The 19,632-nt window shown below is 71.9% G+C and carries 18 protein-coding genes; 8 read left to right on the top strand and 10 right to left on the bottom strand.

Annotated elements, in window-relative coordinates; all coding sequences use genetic code 11:
• The 3 genes from IEZ08_RS36815 to IEZ08_RS36825 form a co-directional block, all read right to left on the bottom strand.
• Window positions 1-1,027, bottom strand: a 1,027-nt coding sequence (locus IEZ08_RS36815; protein WP_189244026.1) for an ABC transporter transmembrane domain-containing protein, incomplete at its 3' end; no start/stop codon positions are given.
• Window positions 1,024-2,826: an ABC transporter ATP-binding protein gene (locus IEZ08_RS36820; protein ID WP_189244027.1), complete on the bottom strand. Its 1,803-nt coding sequence runs from the start codon at window positions 2,824-2,826 to the stop codon at window positions 1,024-1,026. The genes IEZ08_RS36815 and IEZ08_RS36820, both read right to left, overlap by 4 nt.
• A 201-nt stretch (window positions 2,827-3,027) precedes the next feature.
• The gene (locus IEZ08_RS36825) at window positions 3,028-3,963 is read right to left on the bottom strand and encodes an alpha/beta hydrolase (protein ID WP_068923366.1); all 936 of its coding nucleotides are present in this window, start codon (window positions 3,961-3,963) and stop codon (window positions 3,028-3,030) included.
• 68 nt (window positions 3,964-4,031) lie between these two features.
• Between IEZ08_RS36825 and IEZ08_RS36830 the strand changes: the two genes are divergently transcribed.
• Window positions 4,032-4,589, top strand: coding sequence for a TetR/AcrR family transcriptional regulator (locus IEZ08_RS36830; protein WP_068923365.1), 558 nt, complete (start codon window positions 4,032-4,034; stop codon window positions 4,587-4,589).
• Between the two features lie 251 nt (window positions 4,590-4,840).
• Here IEZ08_RS36830 and IEZ08_RS40565 read toward each other — a convergent pair whose 3' ends face one another.
• Genes IEZ08_RS40565 through IEZ08_RS36845 form a run of 3 tightly spaced genes read right to left on the bottom strand, consistent with a single transcriptional unit; the run spans window position 4,841 to window position 7,372 of the window.
• Complete coding sequence (locus tag IEZ08_RS40565; protein WP_275424753.1) at window positions 4,841-5,611, bottom strand: response regulator transcription factor; 771 nt, start codon at window positions 5,609-5,611, stop codon at window positions 4,841-4,843.
• Window positions 5,608-6,786: a sensor histidine kinase gene (locus IEZ08_RS36840; RefSeq protein WP_203863658.1), complete on the bottom strand. Its 1,179-nt coding sequence runs from the start codon at window positions 6,784-6,786 to the stop codon at window positions 5,608-5,610. The genes IEZ08_RS40565 and IEZ08_RS36840 overlap by 4 nt, the downstream gene beginning before the upstream one ends.
• Before the next feature lie 4 nt (window positions 6,787-6,790).
• On the bottom strand, window positions 6,791-7,372 hold the full coding sequence (locus IEZ08_RS36845; RefSeq protein WP_068923363.1) for a hypothetical protein: 582 nt from the start codon (window positions 7,370-7,372) through the stop codon (window positions 6,791-6,793).
• A gap of 492 nt (window positions 7,373-7,864) precedes the next feature.
• Between IEZ08_RS36845 and IEZ08_RS36850 the strand changes: the two genes are divergently transcribed.
• The 5 genes from IEZ08_RS36850 (at window position 7,865) to IEZ08_RS36870 (ending at window position 15,245) form a co-directional block, all read left to right on the top strand.
• Complete coding sequence (locus IEZ08_RS36850; protein ID WP_068923362.1) at window positions 7,865-8,719, top strand: CHAP domain-containing protein; 855 nt, start codon at window positions 7,865-7,867, stop codon at window positions 8,717-8,719.
• Between the two features lie 308 nt (window positions 8,720-9,027).
• Window positions 9,028-11,280 (top strand): hypothetical protein, encoded by a 2,253-nt coding sequence (locus IEZ08_RS36855; protein WP_068923361.1) that lies wholly within the window; start codon window positions 9,028-9,030, stop codon window positions 11,278-11,280.
• Between the two features lie 150 nt (window positions 11,281-11,430).
• Window positions 11,431-13,026, top strand: coding sequence for a methyl-accepting chemotaxis protein (locus IEZ08_RS36860; RefSeq protein ID WP_189244028.1), 1,596 nt, complete (start codon window positions 11,431-11,433; stop codon window positions 13,024-13,026).
• Between the two features lie 170 nt (window positions 13,027-13,196).
• Window positions 13,197-14,270, top strand: a complete 1,074-nt coding sequence (locus IEZ08_RS36865) for a hypothetical protein (protein ID WP_189244029.1) — start codon at window positions 13,197-13,199, stop codon at window positions 14,268-14,270.
• A gap of 120 nt (window positions 14,271-14,390) precedes the next feature.
• Window positions 14,391-15,245, top strand: a complete 855-nt coding sequence (locus IEZ08_RS36870; protein WP_203863664.1) for an amidohydrolase family protein — start codon at window positions 14,391-14,393, stop codon at window positions 15,243-15,245.
• Window positions 15,246-15,278: 33 nt separating this feature from the next.
• Here the strand turns inward: IEZ08_RS36870 and IEZ08_RS36875 are convergent, their stop codons facing one another.
• Window positions 15,279-15,533 (bottom strand): hypothetical protein, encoded by a 255-nt coding sequence (locus tag IEZ08_RS36875; protein WP_068923357.1) that lies wholly within the window; start codon window positions 15,531-15,533, stop codon window positions 15,279-15,281.
• A gap of 172 nt (window positions 15,534-15,705) precedes the next feature.
• Between IEZ08_RS36875 and IEZ08_RS36880 the strand changes: the two genes are divergently transcribed.
• A complete protein-coding gene (locus tag IEZ08_RS36880) occupies window positions 15,706-15,930 on the top strand; it encodes a DUF2277 domain-containing protein (protein ID WP_068923356.1) in 225 nt (74 codons plus the stop codon).
• Between the two features lie 537 nt (window positions 15,931-16,467).
• Here the strand turns inward: IEZ08_RS36880 and IEZ08_RS36885 are convergent.
• The 3 genes from IEZ08_RS36885 to IEZ08_RS40810 form a co-directional block, all read right to left on the bottom strand.
• Window positions 16,468-17,127: a dihydrofolate reductase family protein gene (locus IEZ08_RS36885; protein ID WP_068923355.1), complete on the bottom strand. Its 660-nt coding sequence runs from the start codon at window positions 17,125-17,127 to the stop codon at window positions 16,468-16,470.
• Window positions 17,128-17,185: 58 nt separating this feature from the next.
• The gene (locus tag IEZ08_RS36890) at window positions 17,186-17,914 is read right to left on the bottom strand and encodes a helix-turn-helix domain-containing protein (RefSeq protein ID WP_068928764.1); all 729 of its coding nucleotides are present in this window, start codon (window positions 17,912-17,914) and stop codon (window positions 17,186-17,188) included.
• Between the two features lie 64 nt (window positions 17,915-17,978).
• Window positions 17,979-19,051 (bottom strand): IS630 family transposase gene (locus IEZ08_RS40810; protein ID WP_444544062.1). Its coding sequence is split into 2 segments (ribosomal slippage): window positions 17,979-18,508 and window positions 18,508-19,051, totalling 1,074 coding nucleotides; the frame shifts between segments, so codons are not numbered across the junction.
• A 340-nt stretch (window positions 19,052-19,391) separates the two neighbouring features.
• On the opposite strand from IEZ08_RS40810, the gene IEZ08_RS36905 reads away from it, so the two are divergent.
• Window positions 19,392-19,632, top strand: a 241-nt coding sequence (locus tag IEZ08_RS36905) for an aldo/keto reductase (RefSeq protein WP_189244032.1), incomplete at its 3' end; no start/stop codon positions are given.

The raw sequence follows: 19,632 nt of genomic DNA on the forward strand, positions 1-19,632 counted from the left end.
CGCGGTCGCCGTGCCGGAAGGCGACGGCCTCCAGCTCCAGGTCATGGCCCACCGGCCGGACCGGTTCACGCGCTTCCGGCAGCGGCTCGGTGCGCAGGACCGCGTCGAGCCGGTCCAGCTCGGAGCGCGCGCTGCGGAGTTTGCCGCCGATGTCCGCCAGCGACAGGACCGGATCGGCGCAGCGGGCGGCCAGCACCAGGATCGTCAGCACCTCCGCCGCGCCGATGTCCCCGCCGAGCGCGAGGTAGGCGCCCAGAACCAGCAGCGCGGTGAAGACCGCCTGCACCGTGAGCGTCAGGCCCACCGCGCCGGGCAGCGCCGACAACACGGTACGGCGGGAGGCGCGCTGAAGTTCCCGCAGCGCGTCGTCGAGCAACGCGAAGCGTTGGGCACTCCGGCCGCCGGCCCGCAGCACCGGCTGGGCCTGGAGGTACTCGACGACCCGCCCGGCGGCCTCGGTGTCACGTTCGTGACGGTCGGCATCGCCTGCGGCCATCGAGCGGCCGGTCCAGATCTGGGCCACCGCCACAAGCGGCACGGCGACCAGCGCGGCCAGCCCCAGCTGCCAGTTGAACGCGAGCATCACCGCGACGATCGTCAGCGGGGTGACGCAGGCGGAGATGTAGGGCGCCAGCAGATGCGCGATCACGCCCATCGTCTCCAGCACGCCCTGACTGGCCAGGACGGACACCTCACCGACCCGGCCGCCGCTGTACCAGCCCAGGGGCAGCCGGGCCAGATGATCACCGAGGCGGTGATACATGCCGCGCAACAGCGTGATCCCGGCGCGGAACCCGAACAGGTCGCTGACATAGCGCAGCACCGCGTAGACCGCGACCGCGCCGCCGAAGGCGATCAGCCAGGGCAGCGCGTCTGCGGGGTCGCTGCCGAACAGGGCCCGCAGCACGGGAACCAGCAGGGCGTAGGACAGGCCCTCGACGATGGCGGTCATCGTCATCAAGGCCACGGTGCGGCGCACCGGCCGGGCGTGATCATAGCCCAGGACACGCAGCAGCATGCGAATCATCGGTACTCCTCGGAGTGCCAGAAGGCAGCGAACTTACCGTCCTCTGCCAGGAGGTCGGCGGGCCTGCCCTGTTCGACGATCGACCCGTTGTCCAGCATCACGACGGTGTCGGCGTCGGCGACCGTCTCCAGGCGGTGGGCGATGACCAGGATCGTGCGACCGCCCTTCAACGCCGCCAATGCCCGCCGTACCGCCTGCTCGGTCTGCGGGTCGGCGAATGCGGTCGCCTCGTCCAGGACCAGCACGGGCGTGTCGGCCAGCAGCGCGCGGGCCAGCGCGATCCGCTGCGCCTCACCGCCCGACAGCTCGGCCTCCTGCCCGAGCACCGTGTCGTAACCGCGTGGCAGCTCAAGAATCCGATCATGGATGTTCGCCGTCTCGGCTGCGTGCATCACCTCGTCGAGGTCGGCATGCGGTACGGCGAGCGCGATGTTGTCGGCGACCGACGCGCGCAGCAGGCGCACGTCCTGGAGGACGAAGGAGACCTTCCGGTAGAGGTCGTGGCTGCTGAGCTCCCGTAGGTCGACGCCGCCCAGGGCGACCGAACCGTGAGTCGGGTCGAAGAAGCGCGGCAGCAACTGGACCAGCGTGGACTTACCGCTGCCCGAGGGCCCGACGATCGCGGTGACCGTGCCCGGTTCGAGGACCAGGTCGATCCCGCGCAGCACCTCGCGATCGGCGTCGTAACCGAAGCGCACGTCACGCAGTTCCACCCGGTGGCCCTGCGGCGGGAGCGGATGTTCCGGCTCCGGCAGCGGCGCCGCCTCGAGCACGTCCCGGATCCGGCCGACCGCGCGCCTGGCGGCCTGCAGGTCGTCGAGACTGTGGGCGATGAGGGCCTCCACCGGAGCGGTCAGGCCCAGTCCCAGCAGCAGGAAAGGCAGCAGGTCCGCCGGGGGCAGGCCGCCGTTCATGATCAGGGCGGTGCCGCCGATCAGCACGACCAGCAGCACGAACGGCGGTGACAGCACCAGCTGCATTCCGGCGGCGATCACGGACAGGCCGCGCACGAAGCGGCGGTAGATGCCGACGAAGTCGTCGGTGGCCGTACGGAACCTGCGGTGGGCGCGCCCGGAACCGCCGAACGCCTTGACCACCGCGATGCCCTGGACGAACTCGACGACGGAGTTGGCGATCTGCCCCATGGCCGCGTCGAACTGCTTCTCCTCCCGCAGCCGGGCCGGGGTCATCATCAGAGGGACGTGCGCCACGGCCAGCACCACCGGGATCAGCGTGATCAGCGTGAGCCGCCAGTCGACGGTGAACAGGTAGACCAGCGAGAGCAGTGGCAGCACGAACGCCGCGACGAGCTCCCCGGGGGCGTGGGCGATGAACGGGTGCACGGCGCTGACGTCCTGTCCCACCACCTTGGCCAGCTCGCCGGTGCGGCGGCGGGAGAACCAGCCGATCGGCACCCGGCCCAGCCGGGCGGCCAGTTGCCGGCGGAGCGCGAGCTGCACCTCGCCGTCCACGATGTGCCCGATCCCGGACGACGCAGCGGTGAACGCCAGTCGGACGAACAGCCCCGCCGCGCCGGTGAGCACCACGGGCCAGACCCGGCCGGGATCGATCGGGCCGGGCGCCAGCAGGATCCGGCCGAGTTCGGCGACCGCCAGCAGCGGCGCCAGCCCCGCGACGGCGCCGATGACCTGGAAGCCGACGACGGCTGCGAAACTCCGGGCGTGCGGGCGCAGCAGCCTGTTCAGGCGGGCTCCGTGCGCGGGATCGGGGTCGGGGCCGGGCGGCGGCGTGGGCGGCGGCCCGGCCTGGACGTGTCCGGCGTCGGAGGTGATTGTCATGCCGAACGTCCTTCCTTGCGTCGAGCGGTCAGGGGACGCTCCCCGGCGGGAAGCGGGTGGCGGAAGCCGGCGGTGCCGCCGTGCTCGGGCCATCGTGGTGAACGAGGCACGGCCGGACCCGGCCGTCCTGGCCGACGGCAGGGTGCGGGCGAGCACGCTGACCCATGTGGACGGCCGGTTCCAGGTCGTTCGCGTCGGGCGTCACTCGCCGAGGGACTCCCGGAGGAAGGCGAGGATCTCCGCCCGGGCGGGCGTCGCCTGGGGCGCCATGCCCGGCATGCTCAGGAACGCGTGCCCCGCCTCCGGGTACTCGCTGAGCCGCGCGGGCGTCCCGGCCACCCGGAGCCGCTCGGCGTAGCGGCGGCCGTGGTCGGCGATCGGGTCGGCGGTCGGCACCACCACCAGTGCCGGGGCCAGCCCGTTCAGGTCTTCGGCGTACAGCGGCGACAGCGCGCGGGCGTCGGTGCCCTCGGGTATGGCCAGCCGCTGGAAGAACCGCAGCAGCGGCATGGACAGCGTGGGCGTCGTCGCGTACTGGGTCGCCGAGTCGTACGCCCAGGCCGCCGGAGTCACGTCGACCACCGGGTTGACCAGGACCTGAGCCCGCAGCCCCAGGCCGGCCCGCCTGGCCCTGGTGGCCGCCAGCGCGCCGATCAGCCCGCCGCAGCTCTCGCCGAAGACGGCGACGCGGGCCGGATCGACGCCCCACGTCCCGGCGTGCTCCAGCACGTGCCGGAGCACGTCCCAGCCGTCGTCGACGGCGGCGGACAGCGGCGTCTCCCAGTCGAGGAGGCGGTGCTCGACCGAGACGACGACCGCCGGCAGGTGGGCGGCGAGGTGGCTGTTGACCCAGTCGCTCTGCACGGCCGTACCGACGAAGGCGCCCCCGTGCACGTGGATCACGAGGGGCAGGGCGCCTGCGTCCGAGGGTCGGTACACCCGGACGGGGAGCTCGCGGCCGGGCAGCGCCACCTGCTGCCAGCCGATCGTGGCGCCGGGGTCCGGCTCCCCGGTGATCACCCGTGCCGCCGTGGACGCCCGGACGCGGTTCTCGGCGTCCCGGAAGGCGATCAATTCCTCGGCCGTCACCGTGGACCAGTCCGGCTCCGCAGGCCGCATCTCAGTGATGTCGGTCATTCTTCTCCTCAAGTTTCGATACCTATGGTTTCGAAACCCAAGGTAGCGCAAATCGGTATCATGTGCGCATGACTTCGAGCACACCCGCCCGGCCGCCCGGCCGCCCGCGTTCCGGTATCAACGACGTGGTCTTCGCCACGACGCTGAGCACGGTCCACGAGCTGGGCTACGCGCGCGCCACGGTGGAGCGCATCGCCGCCGCGGCCGGCATCGCGAAGACGACGATCTACCGTCGCTGGCCGACGAAGGGGGCGCTGATCGTGGACTGCCTGCTCGACGCGTTCGGCCCGGTGCCGCTGGAGGGGGACGGCCGGGCCGAGATCATTGCTTCGGCCATCCGCTGGACCGCGGGCAAGCTCGGTGAGCCGGGGGTGGGTGACGCGTTCGCGGGCGTGTTCAGTGACGGCGTCAGCGATCCGGAGCTGCGCGAGATCCTCTCCTCGCGGCTGCAGGACCCCTACCGGCTCGCGCTCCAGGAGGCGCTCGGCGAGCCGGAGCACCGGGTCCTGTTCCTCATCGACGTCGTCATCGGGACCCTGCTCCACCGAATGGGCATGACCGGCGAGCCGATGGTCGACGGTGACGTGGACGCGCTGGTGGAGATGGTCCTGTCGTTCTTCCGCTGAGGACGCGGGACCGGACTCTCGGCGTCCTGTACTCCGACAGCCCGGCCGGCGTCCTGTACGGCGACGTCGACACCGGTCTGATGGCCACACCGCCGATGAACCTCGTCCCGGCCTTCGGGGTTCCCGTCACCCTCGTGATCCGCATCCTGGCGTTGACCAACCTGGCGGAGCATCGCACCGGGGACGGCCGCTGAGCCCGCGCCCCGGCGCCTGGCCCGCTCCGGTCGTCCCGCCCGAGTGCCGGACAGGTCTCACAGCAGGCCTCTGTCGCGGGCGTAGATGGCCGCCTGGGTACGGTCGCGCAACCCGAGCCTGCCGAGGATGCGGGAGATGTGGTTCTTGACCGTGCCCTCACTGAGGTAGAGGCGTTCGGCGATCTCCCGGTTGGTCGAGCCCCGGGCGACCAGCCGGAGCACCTCGATCTCCCGGCCGGTCAGTCCCAGGTCCGCCCCCGGGCCTGCGGAGCTTCCGGGGCGCGAAGAGTCTCCGGGACTCGGAGGGGTGCTGGGAGGGGTGCTCGGGAGAGTGCCGGGATTCACGGCACGAGCGGCGCTCGCGGGATCCACCGGGCCCCGGGGGCTGGCGGGGGCGGAACGGGACAGCGCCGTCGCCAGGCGGGCGGTAGCCGCCGGGTCGAACTGCACGACGCCGGCGTGCGCGAGCCGTACCGCCGCCGCGAGCTCACGCGCCGGGAGGTCCTTCAGCAGGTACCCGGCCGCGCCCGCCCGCAGCGCCTCCACGACGTACTCCTCGTCGTCGAAAGTGGTCAGCATGACCACCCGGCAGGCCGGGGCGCGGCGCCGCAGTTCCGCGACGGCCCGGATCCCGTCCATCACGGGCATGCGGACGTCCATGAGGACCACGTCCGGCCCCAGCTCCACCGTCTTCTCGACGGCGTCGCGGCCGTCGGCGGCGGTGCCCAGGACCGTGATCCCGGGCTGGATGCCGAGCAGGGAGGCGATGCTCTCGCGGATCAGCCCCTGGTCGTCGACGACCAGGACGCTCACCTGCTCGTCCGTCACGACTCGCCTCCCCGGGGGATGGTGACCGTCAGACATGTGCCGGCGCCCGGGCCGCCGCCGATCTCCACCCGGCCTCCGGTCTGTTCGACCCGCTCCCTCATGCCGAGCAGGCCGAAGCCCTCGCGTCCCGGTGGGAAACCCCTGCCGTCGTCGGCGACCGTCATCCGGGCCGCGGACCCGCCGAGGGCGACGGCGATCCGGACCCGGGTGGCGTCCGCGTGCCGCCGGGCATTGGTGATCCCCTCCTGGGCCGCGCGGTAGAGCGCGGTCAGCGCCGGGACGCCGTATCCGCTCTCGTCGCCGGTGAACTCCAGCGTGACGGCCACCCGCCCGTCGTCGGCCTGGCCGTCCACGAGGTCGGCGAGCGCGGTGGACAGGCGGAACGGGGCGGGGCCGGCCCGCAGCGTGCGGACCGAGTGCCGCACGTCGTCCAGGGCGCGCCTGGCCGAGCGGTACGCGTCGTCGATCGCGCGCTGAGCCTCCCCGGGATCACGCTCCCGGAAGGCCGTGGCCTTCTCCAGCAGCACGACGACGGCCGTGAGATGGTGACCGAGGTCGTCGTGGATGTCCCGGGCGACCCGGTTGCGCTCGGCCGCCGCCGACAGCTCGGCCACCTGGGCGGAGTACGCGGCCAGCCGCCGGTGGGACTCCTCCAGCTGCCGGTGGGACTCCTCCAGCCGCGCCCTCCCCCGCCGTTCCTCCACGGCCGTGGCCGCCGCCGCGATGACGAGGACCAGGCCCACGCAGAACATCAGCAGGTCGGAGACCTGCTCCGCGTCGGTGTACCAGCGGCCGGGGCCCAGCTCGTACCCCGCCACGACCAGCCCCGCGCACCCCGCCGCGAGCACGACGGCGGCCGTCCGGCCGAAGGTGAAGTAGGCGGTGAACGGCACCAGGACGAACAGCGCCCGCGACAGTCCCGAGCCGTCCGCCAGCGCCACCGCGGCGAACAGGGCCACGCGGGCGCAGAGTGACGCGACCGCCGGCCAGGGCGGGGTGCCCGCGGGAAAGCGGCGCCGCTCCAGCAGATCGATCGCGAACAGGGCGGCGAGGCCACCGGTGAACGGTGCCACGTGGGTGGTGCCGAGCCCCGCCATCCCGGCGTACAGGCCGGCGGCCAGCACCGTCGCGTAGAGCACGGGAGAGACCCAGGGCAGGGGCCGTATGGAGGACACGGCGTCAGCCTACGGCCGGCGCCGCCGTCGTCTTCGCGGACCGCACCGACAGCGACATCCAGATCAGCACCCCGCACACGACCACGTGCACGATGCTGGTGAACGGGGTGTCGGGCAGGGGCGCCAGCGCGGTCAGGGCGACGAGCGAGACCATGTACCCCCACGCGGCCGGGCGCGGGAACACCCGGGCGCGCACCATCGACACGCCGAACAGGACGGTCCCGGCGACGAAGACCGCCATGCCGCCGAACACGGCGATCCTGGTGGGCCCGGCGAGCAGGGCGGCGGTGACCGGCTCGGCCAGGAAGAAGATCACCAGGTTCAGCGCGAACGCCACCCCGGTGAACAGCGTGAGGCCGATGAGGTTCACCGCGTACGCCACGGCGCCGAAGCGCCCGGCCGCGTCGCTCTGGTGCAGGTAGAAGGCGGTCGCCGCGGGGATGCCGAAGGCCGCTCCGAGCCCGATGACGAAGCTCGTGAGGGCCGTCTCTCCGGTGAACGCCTCGATGATCCCGGGCACGCCGATGGACAGTCCCAGAAGGACTCCGCAGGCCGCGCCGAAACGCGGCAGCCATGATGGGGACATCTGTCGACTCCTTGTCCGTAATGAGAGCTCCGTAGCGGGAGCTCCGCGAAGGGGGCAGAGGGAACGCTAGGGACGGCGGGCCGGGCACCGGGAGTGCCGGACGGCCACGTCCGCTGCCGGAGGTCACGGGTGCCGGGCCGGTCCGCGGCGGGACGGCACGTGCCTTCCGGACCGCGCTCACCGCGAAGCCGACCTCGGTCATGTGACCGCCCGGCCCCACCTGCCGCCGCCGCTCCGGGTCTGACGGCCGCCCCGCCGGGCATTCCCGGGAACCGCCCCGCCGGGCCGGGCACTCCTAGAACCGGAGCAGACCGGGACTTTACTCAGCACCCGGCCCCGCCCGCCGAATGGTCAGCCGACATCAGGATGGGCGCGGGCCGATCTGCCCGCGGGTCCGCGCCCACCCGGCCGGTTCTCCGGCTCGGGCGAGCCCTCTCCCCACGTGGACGGAGCTCCTCCTCTCGGCGGGCAGCAGGAAGAAGGGGCTCGTCTTTGTCCGTCCTGTCGCGCATCTCCTCCCGCGGAAGCCTGGCCGCCGGTCTGCTCGTCGCCGGTGCCGTCGGTCTCACCGTCCTTCCCGCGGAAGCGGCCGTCGCCGACGTTCCCCAGTTCGGCGAGAGCCAGTCCGGCGAGGCCCCCTTCGCGGACATGATGGCCCGGATCGCCGAGATCGAGACGGAGATGCAGGCGTTCGAGGATCGCACGGCCTTCCAGGACCCGCCCGCGGACCTTCGGACGCCGGACCCGGTCACGGCCCCGGAGCCGCCGTCGCCCGACCAGTCCCAGCAGACCGGGACCGCGGGGATCGACCTGTCCGGCGCCGCGGGGATGCTGGACCTCGGCCAGCCCCAGACCGGCGGCGACCAGCCTCCGGCCGCGCAGGCGTCGGGCAGCGCCCTGGTGCAGCGGGTCGTCTCCACCGCCCTCAGCAAGGTCGGCGAGGGCGAGGCGGCGGACGGCACGAGCTTCTACGGCAAGTGGTACGACGGGTACACCAAGCAGAAGGGCTTCGCCGCGGCGCCCTGGTGCGACATGTTCCTGGCCTGGGTGGCCGTCCAGCACGGCGCGCAGGACCAGATGGGCATCTACGCCTACACCCCCTGGCACGCCCAGTGGTTCAAGAAGCAGGGCCGGTTCGACACCAAGCCGCGCGTCGGCGACCTCGTCTTCTTCGACTGGGGCGGCTCCAAGAACATCTCGGCCATCGACCACATCGGCATGGTGACCGGCGTCAACCCCGACGGCACCGTCTCCACGGTCGAGGGCAACGTCAGCGACAAGGTCGTCACCCGCAAGCGGAGCATGAACACCATCGTCGGCTTCGGCCACCCCGCCTACGGGAACTGAGCCACGCGGCTCCCGGCCCGCGACCCGTCACTCTCCGCGATCGGAGGGGACGGGTCGCACTCGTCCCCGTACGGAGGGAAGAGAGAACGTTTGTGCTGTTGAGGAGGGAGAGTCAGAAGCCGGTTCCGGTAACGGCTGAGGAATCCCCTAGGCCGGTTCCCGATGTACGGACACCCTCCGTTGCGTATCGTTCTCCGTAGGAGGCCAACGCGTTCCGTGTCCTGACGGTCACGCTCTTCCGAGGGACGCGCCGGTCCGCCCGTCTCCCCACAGGAGGAGTGTTCTCCACTCGACCCGCAGGAACCGCAATGTCCATCGAAGAGCCGGCCACCGACAGCGCCCCGACCCGCGAGCACGTCACCGAGCTGCGCATCCACGGGGTGGCGGGGGCCTCACCCGGGTCCGTCCTCTTCCCCGGCTGCCCCGACCAGGTCACGTTCCTCGGCGACAGGTCCCGTGACCCGGTGGGCATCTACGTCCCCGCCAACCGCGCCTCCGCCCCCTGGCGGCAGGAGGCCTACGTGTGGGGCGGGCTCACCTCCGGTTCCCGGTCCCGGGCGTTCTGGCTGCTGATGCTGCCCTTCGCGCTGGCCAACATCGCCTTCTACATGACCCCCCGCTGGGTGGTGGACGGCCGCGAGCGTCACGCCCCGCTCCGCCTGCTGGTCGACGCCGGGCAGCGGCTTTTCGCACTGTCCCTGACCGGCACCCTGATCGTCGCCCTCGCCGGGACCGCGATGGACGTCGTCGCCTGGCAGGCGGCCCGGATCCCGCACACCTTCACCCTCCTGGAGTGGCTGGCCGGCGCCGGCACGGGTGACGCCGCCCGCCGGGTGGCCCTGGCCTCGCTCCTGCCCGCGCTGGTCCTGGCCCTGATCTGGCAGTTCGGCAAGACGTCCTGGGCGCGCTTCGACAGGCGCCCGGTGGACGGGGGCGAGCCCGACCCCGCCACGGACGGGGTGCCGCTGGCCAACCGCCGGATGTGGAACGGCGGCGACCCCGTCGGACGCCTCCGCTCCCTCCACGTCGCCTTCGGGTACGCGCTGATCGCGCTGGCCCTGACCCTGCCCTTCACCTCCGACCCGCTCTTCGGCGCGTTGCGCCTCGGCGCGCAGGCGGTGCTCCTGCCGGTGGTGGTGCTGGTGGCGCTCCCCTACGCGGCCGTACGGCACCGGCCGGGCGGGGAGCCGGGCTGGTCGTCCCTGCTGACGAAGGCGTGCGCAGGGCTGCGCACGCTCGCCCTGCTCCTGTACGGCCTGGCCCTCGCCGCCGGTGTGATCACAGGAGGCCCGGCCGTCCCGGACGACCGGCGGGCGCTCCCCGGCTTCCACGGCCTCCTGGAGGTCCTCTTCTCCGCGCAGACCGCCCTGCTGGCGACCGTCACCGTGGGAACGGCCGCCCTCGCCCTGCGCAGCAGGGAGCCGGCCGATCCCGCCGTGCCCTATCCGCGGGCCATGCGGGGCCTGGCCGGCCCGGTGACGCTGCTGATGGCCTGGGCCCTGGCGGCGGTCTTCGCCATCGGGCTGGCGTTCGCCGTCGCGGAGATCCTGGGCACGCCGTCCTTCACCGGCGGCGGCGGGAGGATCGTGTTGTCGGGCCCCTACTGGTGGTCCACGCTCGCCATGCTCCTGGCCGCCCTCACGGCCGCCCTGCTGGCGCTGTGGCTGCTGATGTCGTGGCGGCGGGAGACGCGGCGGCTGGTGCCCGAGCTCCGCGCCAGGTATCCGGAGCACACCGAGCACGTGTGCCGCAGCTGGGCGGCGGCCGGGCTGACGGACAAGACCGACGTGGTCATGACGGTGATCGCGGCGGTCGCCGCCGCCGCGGTCGCGCTCGCCGCAGCCCTGATCACCATCCGTCTCAACGACGTGCCGACGGGGCCCGCCGTGGCCCTGGGCGTCGTGGTCACGGCGGGGGTGGCCGTCGGGCTCGTCTACGTCGGCTGGCAGGCCTACGAGCATCCTGCCCTGCGTTCGACGGTGGGCGTGCTGTGGGACGTCACCACGTTCTGGCCGCGGGCCACGCACCCCCTCGCCCCGCCGTGCTACGCCGAGCGTGTCATCCCCGACCTCCTGGACAGGGTCAGGATCCTCGTCCGCGACGAGCACAACACCGTCGTGGTCTCCGGGCACAGTCAGGGCAGCGTCATCGCGGCGGCGCTCATCCTGCAGATGGATCCCGCCGACCGCCGTCACACCCGCCTGCTCACCCACGGCTCACCGCTGCGCCGGCTCTACGCGCGTTTCTTCCCCGCCTACTTCGGCCTCGGCACGCTCCAGGTCCTCAAAGACGCCGTCACCACCGGCCCGCGGCGGGACGGCGCGGAGCGTTCCTGCCGGTGGTGCAACCTCCACCGGCGCTCCGACCCCATCGGGGGCCCGGTGTTCGCGTTCAGTCTCCCCTGGGCGCCCGCGGCGGGCGGCGTCGACGAACCCCTGTGGGACCCGGCGGATCCCTCCCTCGGCGGGTCCGGTGCGGAGGGTCCTCCCCGGATCTTCGGTCACAGCGACTACTACCTCGATCCGGCGTACAAGGCCGCTTTCCGGAGGCTGATCAGCTAACCGGGCTCGGAGGCGTCGTGCGGTTCGTCCTCGATCCCCCGGCTCCGCGGAGACGGGGGTCACGCCGGGGAGCGGACCTCCTGATCCGGGCCGCGCATCCGAGGTTTTACTCAAACCCGCCGGGCGTGAGCCGATAACCCCCTCGTGACGATGGAAGAGTTCACGGAGAAGACCAGGACGCGCACGACCGGGTCGTGGCTGAACAACCGCCCGGTCCGCGGGAAACTTGCCCTGATTGTCGGGATCGCGCTGCTGGGGCTGGCCGCCACGGCGGGCATCGGCGTCGGCGAGCTGGTCCTGGCCGAGGAGCGGGCGCGCGACCTGGAGACCTCGGCGAAGATGACCCGCATGGCGCTGGAGGCGGACATGGCGCACGACGCCATCCGCGGCGACGTGCTGCGCATCATGGTCGCGACGGACGACGCCGAGCGGGCGCAGGCACGCGACGACCTCGCCGAGCACTCCTCGGCGATGCGCGAGAAGCTCGCCTACTTCACCGGCCCGCAGGTGCCCGCCTCCGTTCACCGGGCGGCCGGACAGGCCGCCCCCGCCGTGGACGACTACCTGGAGCTGGCCGAGGTCGCCGCGGGCGATCCAGGGGCCGAGACGTACGGACGCTTCAGCGAGGCGTTCACCACGGTCGAGGAAGGGCTGCCCGCGATCGGCGACGCGCTGGACGCGCACGCTGCCACCGTCGTCGCGACCGTCGCCGACCAGCGCCGCGAGGCCACCTGGACGCTCGTGGGCATCGGCGTGCTCGCCGCCGTGCTCCTGGCCGGAGTCGCCCGACTGGTCGGCCAGGGCATCCTGCGGCCGCTGCGGGAGGTCTCCGCGGTCCTGGCCGCGATGGCCTCCGGAGACCTGTCGCGCCGGGCGGAGGTGACGTCCGCCGACGAGATCGGCGCCATGGCCCGCATGCTCGACACCGCGATCGGCGGCGTTCAGGAGACGGTCGACGCCCTGAAGTGCTCGGCCACGTCGGTCGCCGCCTCCGCCGAGCGGATGACGCAGGTGTCCCGGCGCATCGCCTCCTCCGCGGAGGAGACCAGTGACCAGGCGGAGGCCGTCGCCGGTGCGGCGCGGACGGTCGAGAGCAACATCGCCACGACCGCGCGCGGCAACGAGGAGATCGGGGCCGCGACCGTCGAGATCTCCCGGAGCACCACCTCGGCGGTGGGCGTGGTGGGCGAGGCGGTCGCGATGGCCGAGCGCGCCAACACGATCATGACGGAGCTGGACGGCTCGTCCGCCGAGATCGGCAGCGTGGTCAAGGCCATCTCCATGATCGCGGGGCAGACCAACCTGCTCGCGCTGAACGCCACCATCGAGGCGGCCCGCGCCGGCGAGGCGGGCAAGGGATTCGCGGTCGTGGCCGGTGAGGTCAAGGACCTGGCGCAGGAGACCGCCCGCGCCACCGAGGACATCTCCCGCCGGGTGGAGTCCATCCAGGCCGGAACGGCCGACGCCGTGGAGGCGATCAGCCAGATCGCCGCGGTGATCGCGCGGATCAACGAGTTCCAGACGACCATCGCCTCCGCGATGGAGCAGCAGAGCTCCACGACCACCGAGATGACCCGTCACATGGGAGAGGCCGTACGGCGCGGCGGCGAGATCGGAGAAAGCATCGCGACGATCGCCGCCACCGCCCTGGCGACCTCCGAGGACGCCGCCACCTCCATGGAGACGGCCCGCGAACTGTCGTCCATGGCGGAGCGGCTGCGGGAGCTGGCCGCCCGGTTCCGCTGACCGCGGGACCGCCCGGACTCCGCTCGTCGCGGTTCCGCGTGGCGGCGCGGCATCCCCTCCGGTGTGCCGGTCGTCGTGGCAGTCTCTCTCCCACGCCGAGTCGGCGTGAACGATTCGCCCGCCGGTGTCGTCTCAAGAGACAGGCGATCCTGCGGCGGAGGAGAGGCCCCATGGACGAACCGCGGCACCTGGTCCTCGCCGGAGTCCTCCTCTCGGCGCTCCTGGTCCTTCCCGGATGCGCTCCGGCGGTACGGACGTCCTCCGGCGCGTCGGGCCCCTCCGGCGGCCCGCTTCCCTCCGGCGGGCCGGGCCCCTCCGGGAAACCGGTCGCGGGCGCGCCGGTTCCGCCCGGTCTCGACCGTCTGATCGACCGGGACGGCGTCATCAGGATCCGGCGTCCGCTCCCGGACGGCTCGCGGCTGCTGGCCCTGGGGCTCGGCACGGACGGCACGGTCCTGGGCGCCTCCGAGGTCGTGGACCCCCCGGGGATCGGCGCGCTGCACCATGGCGTGTGGCGGGCCGGGCCGGGGGAACGCGAGGCCCGCCTGCTGCGGGACACCGGCAAGCCGTGGTCCCTGTGGCGGATGGCGACCGGTGCGGGCGGTCACCTGTGGCCCTGGGGAGAGCGGCTGCGGTGCCTGGATCGGAGCGGGCGGCAGCCGGTCCGCTCACTCCCCGGCTGGACCGGCAGGACGCTCTTCTTCTCGGGTCGCGTCCTGGTGTGGGAGGCGGAGGGGGGACGGCTGATGACGGCGCGCGGATGCGCCGACGTCCCCCGGCTCCTGCCGGTACGGGGAACCCTGGTCGCCTTCTCCCATCCCCACGCGTTCGTCCTGCGGGAAGGACCGCTGCTCCAGGTGGACGTGCGCACCGGCGGGAGCACGGCGGTCCGCGGCCTTCCGGCCTCGGCCGCGCGGGTGGAGCCCTTCGACGCCGGTCCCGGGCTCCTCGCCTTCGTCCACCGGGACGCCCTGCGCGTCGTCGACCGCCGGACCGGCCGGCCGTACGCGCCCGTCGGGAACCTGCCGCGCCGCGGAGCCGCCGACTTCGGGGCGGGGCTGAGCGTGGGAACGCGGATCGTGGTCTACTCGGCGCGCCACATCGACCGCGACGTCTCCGAGTCCCTCGTGTACGACCCGCGCACCGGCCGGACGGTCGCCCTGCCCGGCGAGGCGCTGGCCGCCGGGGACCGGCTGCTCTGGCGTGACGGCGACCACTATCTGCTGGCCCGCGTGCGCCCGTGAGAGGGTGGGCGCGTGACCGGGGACGGCCGTGCGGCGGAAGGAGGGCTCGTGGAGAGCGGGCGGGCGACGACGGCGGGCGGACCGGCCGCGGCGGGTGAGCGGGCGGCGGAGCACGAACGGGTGACCGCCTTCTGGCGGGAGCTGGGCCTGCCCGGGCTGATCGACGTGCACACGCACTTCATGCCGGAACGGGTGCTGGCCAAGGTCTGGAACTACTTCGACTCCGTCGGCCCGCTGACCGGCGTGGAATGGCCCATCGCCTACCGCACCGAGGAGTCGCTGCGGCTGGACACGCTGCGCGGCTTCGGCGTGCGCCGGTTCACCTCCATGGTCTACCCGCACAAGCCGCAGATGGCCGCCTGGCTCAACGACTGGTCGGCCGGGTTCGCCTCCCGGACGCCGGACTGCCTGCACACCGCCACCTTCTTCCCCGAGCCCGGGGTGACGGACTACGTCACCCGCGCCGTCGAGGGCGGGGCCCGGGTGTTCAAGGCCCACCTCCAGGTCGGTGACTACGACCCGGGCGACGAACTGCTGGACGAGGTGTGGGGCCTGCTCGCCGAAGCCGGGATTCCGGTCGTCACCCACTGCGGTTCCGGCCCGGCTCCGGGCCGGCACACCGGTCCCGGTCCCATCGCCCGGGTGCTGGCCCGGCACCCGCGGTCGCGCCTGGTCGTGGCGCACATGGGCATGCCGGAGTACGGCGAGTTCCTGGACCTCGCCGACCGCTACCCGGAGGTGCGCCTGGACACCACGATGGCCTTCACCTCGTTCAGCGAGGCGCTCTCGCCCTACCCCCGCGAACAGCTGCCCCGGCTCGCGGACCTGGGGGACCGGATCCTTCTCGGCACCGACTTCCCGAACATCCCCTATCCGTACGGCGAAGCGCTGCGGGGCCTGTCGGACCTCGGTCTCGGCGACGACTGGCTGCGTGCGGTGTGCCACGGCAACGCCGCGCGCCTGTTCGGGGTCTGAGCACCGCGGTCCGGTGCCGTCGGCGCCGGGACGTCAGCCGTACCGGATGGCGTTCGCGACGATCGCGAACAGGATCACCGCCCCCACGCCGACCATGAGCATGCTCCGGGCCGCCGCCCACGCCGCCGACTTCGCGCCCGGGACCTTCCCCCTGGCATCCGCCACGGCCTTGACCGCCTTGCCCCAGCCCGCCCAGGTGTCCTTCGTCCGCTGGAAGCGGCGCCCGACGAAGAACATGACGGTCGCGACCACGATGAGGATCAGCACCCGGCCGTTCGAGGTGTCCATCGGCGCGTTCCTCCCCGCTGAAGCGCGATCCCATCCGGAGAAAGTATGACAACGACGGCGGTGTCCGGCCAGAGGGAAATGCCTCCCTCCCGCCGCGGACCCCTTCCCGGGAAGGGAACGCGTCACAGGGACGGTCCGGGAATGTGTCACAGGGATGCCGTACGGTCCTGGCATGTGCCGAAGCATCAAGACGCTCCGTGAGCCCTACGCCGAGGACGTGACGGAGGAGGACGTGCGCGCCGCCGCGCTGCAGTACGTCCGCAAGATCTCCGGATTCCGGTCCCCGTCCGCGCGCAACGCGGCGGCCTTCGACCGGGCCGTGGACGCCGTCGCCGCCGCGACCCTGGAGCTCCTGGCGGAGATCCAGGTGGGACGCCCAACCCGGGAGCCGGCCTGAACACAGCCATACCGTCGCGCGCCTGCCGGTCTGCGTCCCGGCACGCTTCCGGACCTGAGCGTCAAGGGCTGCGGCCGTCCTTTCCCGGCGTCGAGGGCGGCTTATCGACCATGGCGAAAGTCCTGGATCAGCACCATCTTCTCTGCATTTTCACCATGGTCGCAGACGACCCAGCGGACTCCGCGGGTTCAACTGGACTACACCGTGGCCATAGCGAGACGACATGATGAGTCGTTGTCTGAACACTGAGGCTTTTTCATCCTGATGGCCCAGGTCACGGCGGACCTGCAGAAGGCGGTAGCGGATGAGACGAGGCTCCCGGTCGGGGCATCGGATCTTGGTCGACTGCTGTCTTACTGGGAGCCTCATCTCACCTCAACCCAGTCCCCTTGCGCCTGCGTTGACCAGCGCCGCCAGGTTGGAAAGGGCTCCTGATCTGGCTTTCGCGCAGCGGAATGGAACCGGTGGTGGCGATGAGCTGAGGCCCCCTTCGTCTTGGCCGGAGATCAGCCTCCCGAAGCCGGTCGGGCACCGGTGTCAGCCGGGGACCGTCACCGAGCGCCCCTCGTCCACGGTGTAGGCGCCCGCGGAGATCGTGCCGAGACTCGCTGGGGTGAGGGTCAGCGAGACGACGCCGCCGGGCAGTACGCGCGCGTGCTCTTCTGCGGTGGTGAACGTCGCGGGGGTCGATCCATCCGGGAACAGGCTCTTCCCCGTCCCGACGACGACCGGGTACTGGAGGAGCCGGTAGACGTCGACGAGTCCTGCCCGGTGCAGCGTCTGCACGAGCCTCCAGCTTCCGTGAACCTGGAGCTCCTTGCCGGGAAGCTCCTTGAGGCGGCGTACCTCGTCGAGCAGGTCACCGCGCAGGACGGTCGTCGGGCTCCAGTCGGCTTCCTCGTCGGTCAGCGTCGAGCTGACGACATACTTCGGCAACGTGTTGAGCTTGGTGGCGATCAGGTCGTCAGGTTCGGTGACCTTCGACCAGTACCCGCCGAGCAGGCCGAAACTGGTGCGACCGAACAGGAACGCACCGGCCTCACGGAACCAGCTCTCGACGACCTCGTTGGTGTGCGCCGAGGCGTGCGGGACGAGCCACCCGCCGCGGTCGAAGCCGCCGGAGCGGTCCTCGTCGGGGGCTCCGGGTCCTTGCATGACGCCGTCGAGACTGACGAAGATATTGACGCTGAGCAGCACGGTTCTCCCCTGAATTCGGGTTGCGGACGGCCGGCCGGGGTTGGCCGACAGGCGGACGCTAGCTGCCGGGCCCCGGGTGGGTCTTGTACAGGAACGACATCGCGGCATACTCGCCCGCCTGCAGCTCGCGCGCGGTGCGCCCGACGTAGCGACGCAGCGCATGTGCGAGGTGGGCTTGGTCGAAGTACCCGAGCGTCTCGACGACTGTGCGCCAGTCGTGGCCGTCGCGCAGCATCGTGGCCGCGGCGTTCGCGCGGTCGATCTGCGTCACGGCGGTTCGCGACAGCCCCGTGATCGCGCGGTAGCGACGCTGAAGGGTACGCTCGGTGGGACTGGCCTTGGGATGCTCGGCGGCGTGCTCCTGGTCCGCGAGGCGCGATCGCACCAGCAGACCCGCGTCCTGCAATCGCCGGACGAAGTGCTCGACGTTCTCGTACGTCGGCGCCTCCCAGTCCTGGCTGCCGATGACGATCCTGCCCGAGTCCGTCACCGGGAACGGCACGTACCCATCGATGGCCGAGGCTGCGGGATGCGGCCGAAGAACCGTGCCGAGCGCGAACCGGACCCCGAGGAACTCGGCGTCCGGCGAGACCGGTGCGGTGGTCGCCCTCGTCTCCGGCCCGCGCAGACCGGCGAGCAGGCGTCCCCGCGTCCGCGAGAGGATCAGATGCTGGCAGGTGCGCGCCGCGGAGGTCATCGTGTCCTCGACATCGCTGCGGGTGCGCCACACGCGGTCGACGATGCTCGCGTCGATCTCGGTGTCGCGATGCTCGAACCGCAAGGCCAAGGCCCCCTCCATTTTCAACCTGCTCAGGTTCCCCCCGGAGCGTACAGAGCCTGAAAGCTGGGGGTTACAGCGCGTCGAGTGTGAGACCTGTCGCGGCGATGAACCCGTTGAGCAGGTCGGACTGGTACTGCATGGGCTTGAGTCGGCTCCTGATCAGATCGGCGAGCTGGTCGATGTCATCGACGGTGAAGTTGACCAGCCGGGTGCGCAGGGCCGACCAGATGCCCTCGGCCGGATTGAGATCGGGTGCGTACGGCGGCAGCCGGTAGACGCTCAGCCAGTGCTCGTGCGCGGTGATCCAGGTACGCATCGTGGTACTGACGTGTTTGGGCAGGCTGTCCCAGACCAGCGAGATCGGCCCGCCCGGCTGGGCGTGTGCGGCGCTCAGCAGCGCTTGGAAGGCCTGCTCGCCAAAGCCCTTGGGCTCGTTCTTGCGGCGGTGGTAGGTGAGCGTGCGGTAGATCAGCCAGGTGCGCTGGCCGGGTTTGACGCAGAGCAGCGCGGCGATCGAGACCCGGCCCGAGCCGCGGTAGGCCACCGGCAGGATCGGGGTCTGCCCCGTGCGGGCCCAGGTGCGGCCCTTGGGCGGCCTCAGGCCTTGGCCGGACTCGTCGGCGAAGACGAGCCAGGAGCCCCAGACCGCCCGGCTGCTTTTATCACCGGCCACACCCGCTTCACCCAGCTGGCCACGCGCTCCTCATCACGACGGATCGCCCGATGCGCGGGCACCTGAAACGACCAGCCGATCCGCTTGAGCAAATACGCCACCCCGCGCGCGGTATAGCGGATGTGGAACTTGTTGGCGATCAGCAGCGCGATGCGCGCCGCGGTCCAGCACTGATCGGCCCAGCCGTGCGCGGCCGCGCCCTGATCCAGCAACGCCTGCAGCCGGTCCAGTTGCGTGGCGGTGAGCTTGCAGCCGGTCCCGGCGGCGCCCTTGGAGGCCAGCGCGTTCGTGCCGCCGCTTCTCCACAGCGCATGCCACTCATAGGCGGACTTGCGGGTGATGCCCAGCAGGCGGGCGACCCGGGGCGGGGCGATGTTCCCGGCGAACATGTCCGCAGCCCGAAAGCGCAGCGCCTGGCGCCGCTCTCGTTCGGCTGCCGACAGCCCTCCGCTTCTATCGGAGTATCTCATCCTTCAAGGCTGTCACCAGGGAAAACCAGACTCGGGAAGGGGGTGGAGTTACGTCACGCCCACATTTCTAGATCAGTAGACCGTCCGGCAGATACCGTTTTGCAGGTCGATGAACCGTCTGCACGCCCCCTTGGTCATGGACCGCAACGACATGAGTTCCCAGACGACCGTCCCCTATCAGGCATAGTTCTCACGACGCCGAACTTCCCGGCCGTCGTCACGGAATACCGCGGCTCCCGCAGACGGCCGTCCATAACCCCCGGCTATCGCGGCAGATCTTGGACGGGGGCGGCACCGTACTCGATGATCACTCCATCGACCGTACGAGCCAGGAGGACAGATGCGTTACCGACTGCTGGGCACGACCGGGTTGAGGGTGTCCGAGCTGTTCCTGGGGGCGATGACCTTCGGTGAGCAGGGCGGGGTGGGCGCGCCGCCGGAGGAGTGCCGCCGCATGCTGGATCTGTACGCCGAGGCCGGCGGCAACGTCGTCGACACAGCGATCAACTACCGCGGCGGGCAGAGCGAGGCCGTCCTCGGCGAGCTGCTGGAGGGCCGCCGCGACCGGTTCGTGCTGGCCA

The sequence above is a fragment of the Planobispora rosea genome (assembly GCF_014648175.1).
In the GTDB taxonomy this organism is placed as follows: Bacteria; Actinomycetota; Actinomycetes; order Streptosporangiales; family Streptosporangiaceae; genus Planobispora; species Planobispora rosea.

Coding starts and splice junctions, on each gene's coding strand:
- IEZ08_RS36825 (WP_068923366.1), bottom strand. CDS start 3,963: ATGACCGACATCACTGAGATGCGGCCTGCGGAGCCGGACTGGTCCACG.
- IEZ08_RS36880 (WP_068923356.1), top strand. CDS start 15,706: ATGTGCCGAAGCATCAAGACGCTCCGTGAGCCCTACGCCGAGGACGTG.
- IEZ08_RS36860 (WP_189244028.1), top strand. CDS start 11,431: ATGGAAGAGTTCACGGAGAAGACCAGGACGCGCACGACCGGGTCGTGG.
- IEZ08_RS36830 (WP_068923365.1), top strand. CDS start 4,032: ATGACTTCGAGCACACCCGCCCGGCCGCCCGGCCGCCCGCGTTCCGGT.
- IEZ08_RS36845 (WP_068923363.1), bottom strand. CDS start 7,372: ATGTCCCCATCATGGCTGCCGCGTTTCGGCGCGGCCTGCGGAGTCCTT.
- IEZ08_RS36855 (WP_068923361.1), top strand. CDS start 9,028: ATGTCCATCGAAGAGCCGGCCACCGACAGCGCCCCGACCCGCGAGCAC.
- IEZ08_RS36820 (WP_189244027.1), bottom strand. CDS start 2,826: ATGACAATCACCTCCGACGCCGGACACGTCCAGGCCGGGCCGCCGCCC.
- IEZ08_RS36875 (WP_068923357.1), bottom strand. CDS start 15,533: ATGGACACCTCGAACGGCCGGGTGCTGATCCTCATCGTGGTCGCGACC.
- IEZ08_RS36865 (WP_189244029.1), top strand. CDS start 13,197: ATGGACGAACCGCGGCACCTGGTCCTCGCCGGAGTCCTCCTCTCGGCG.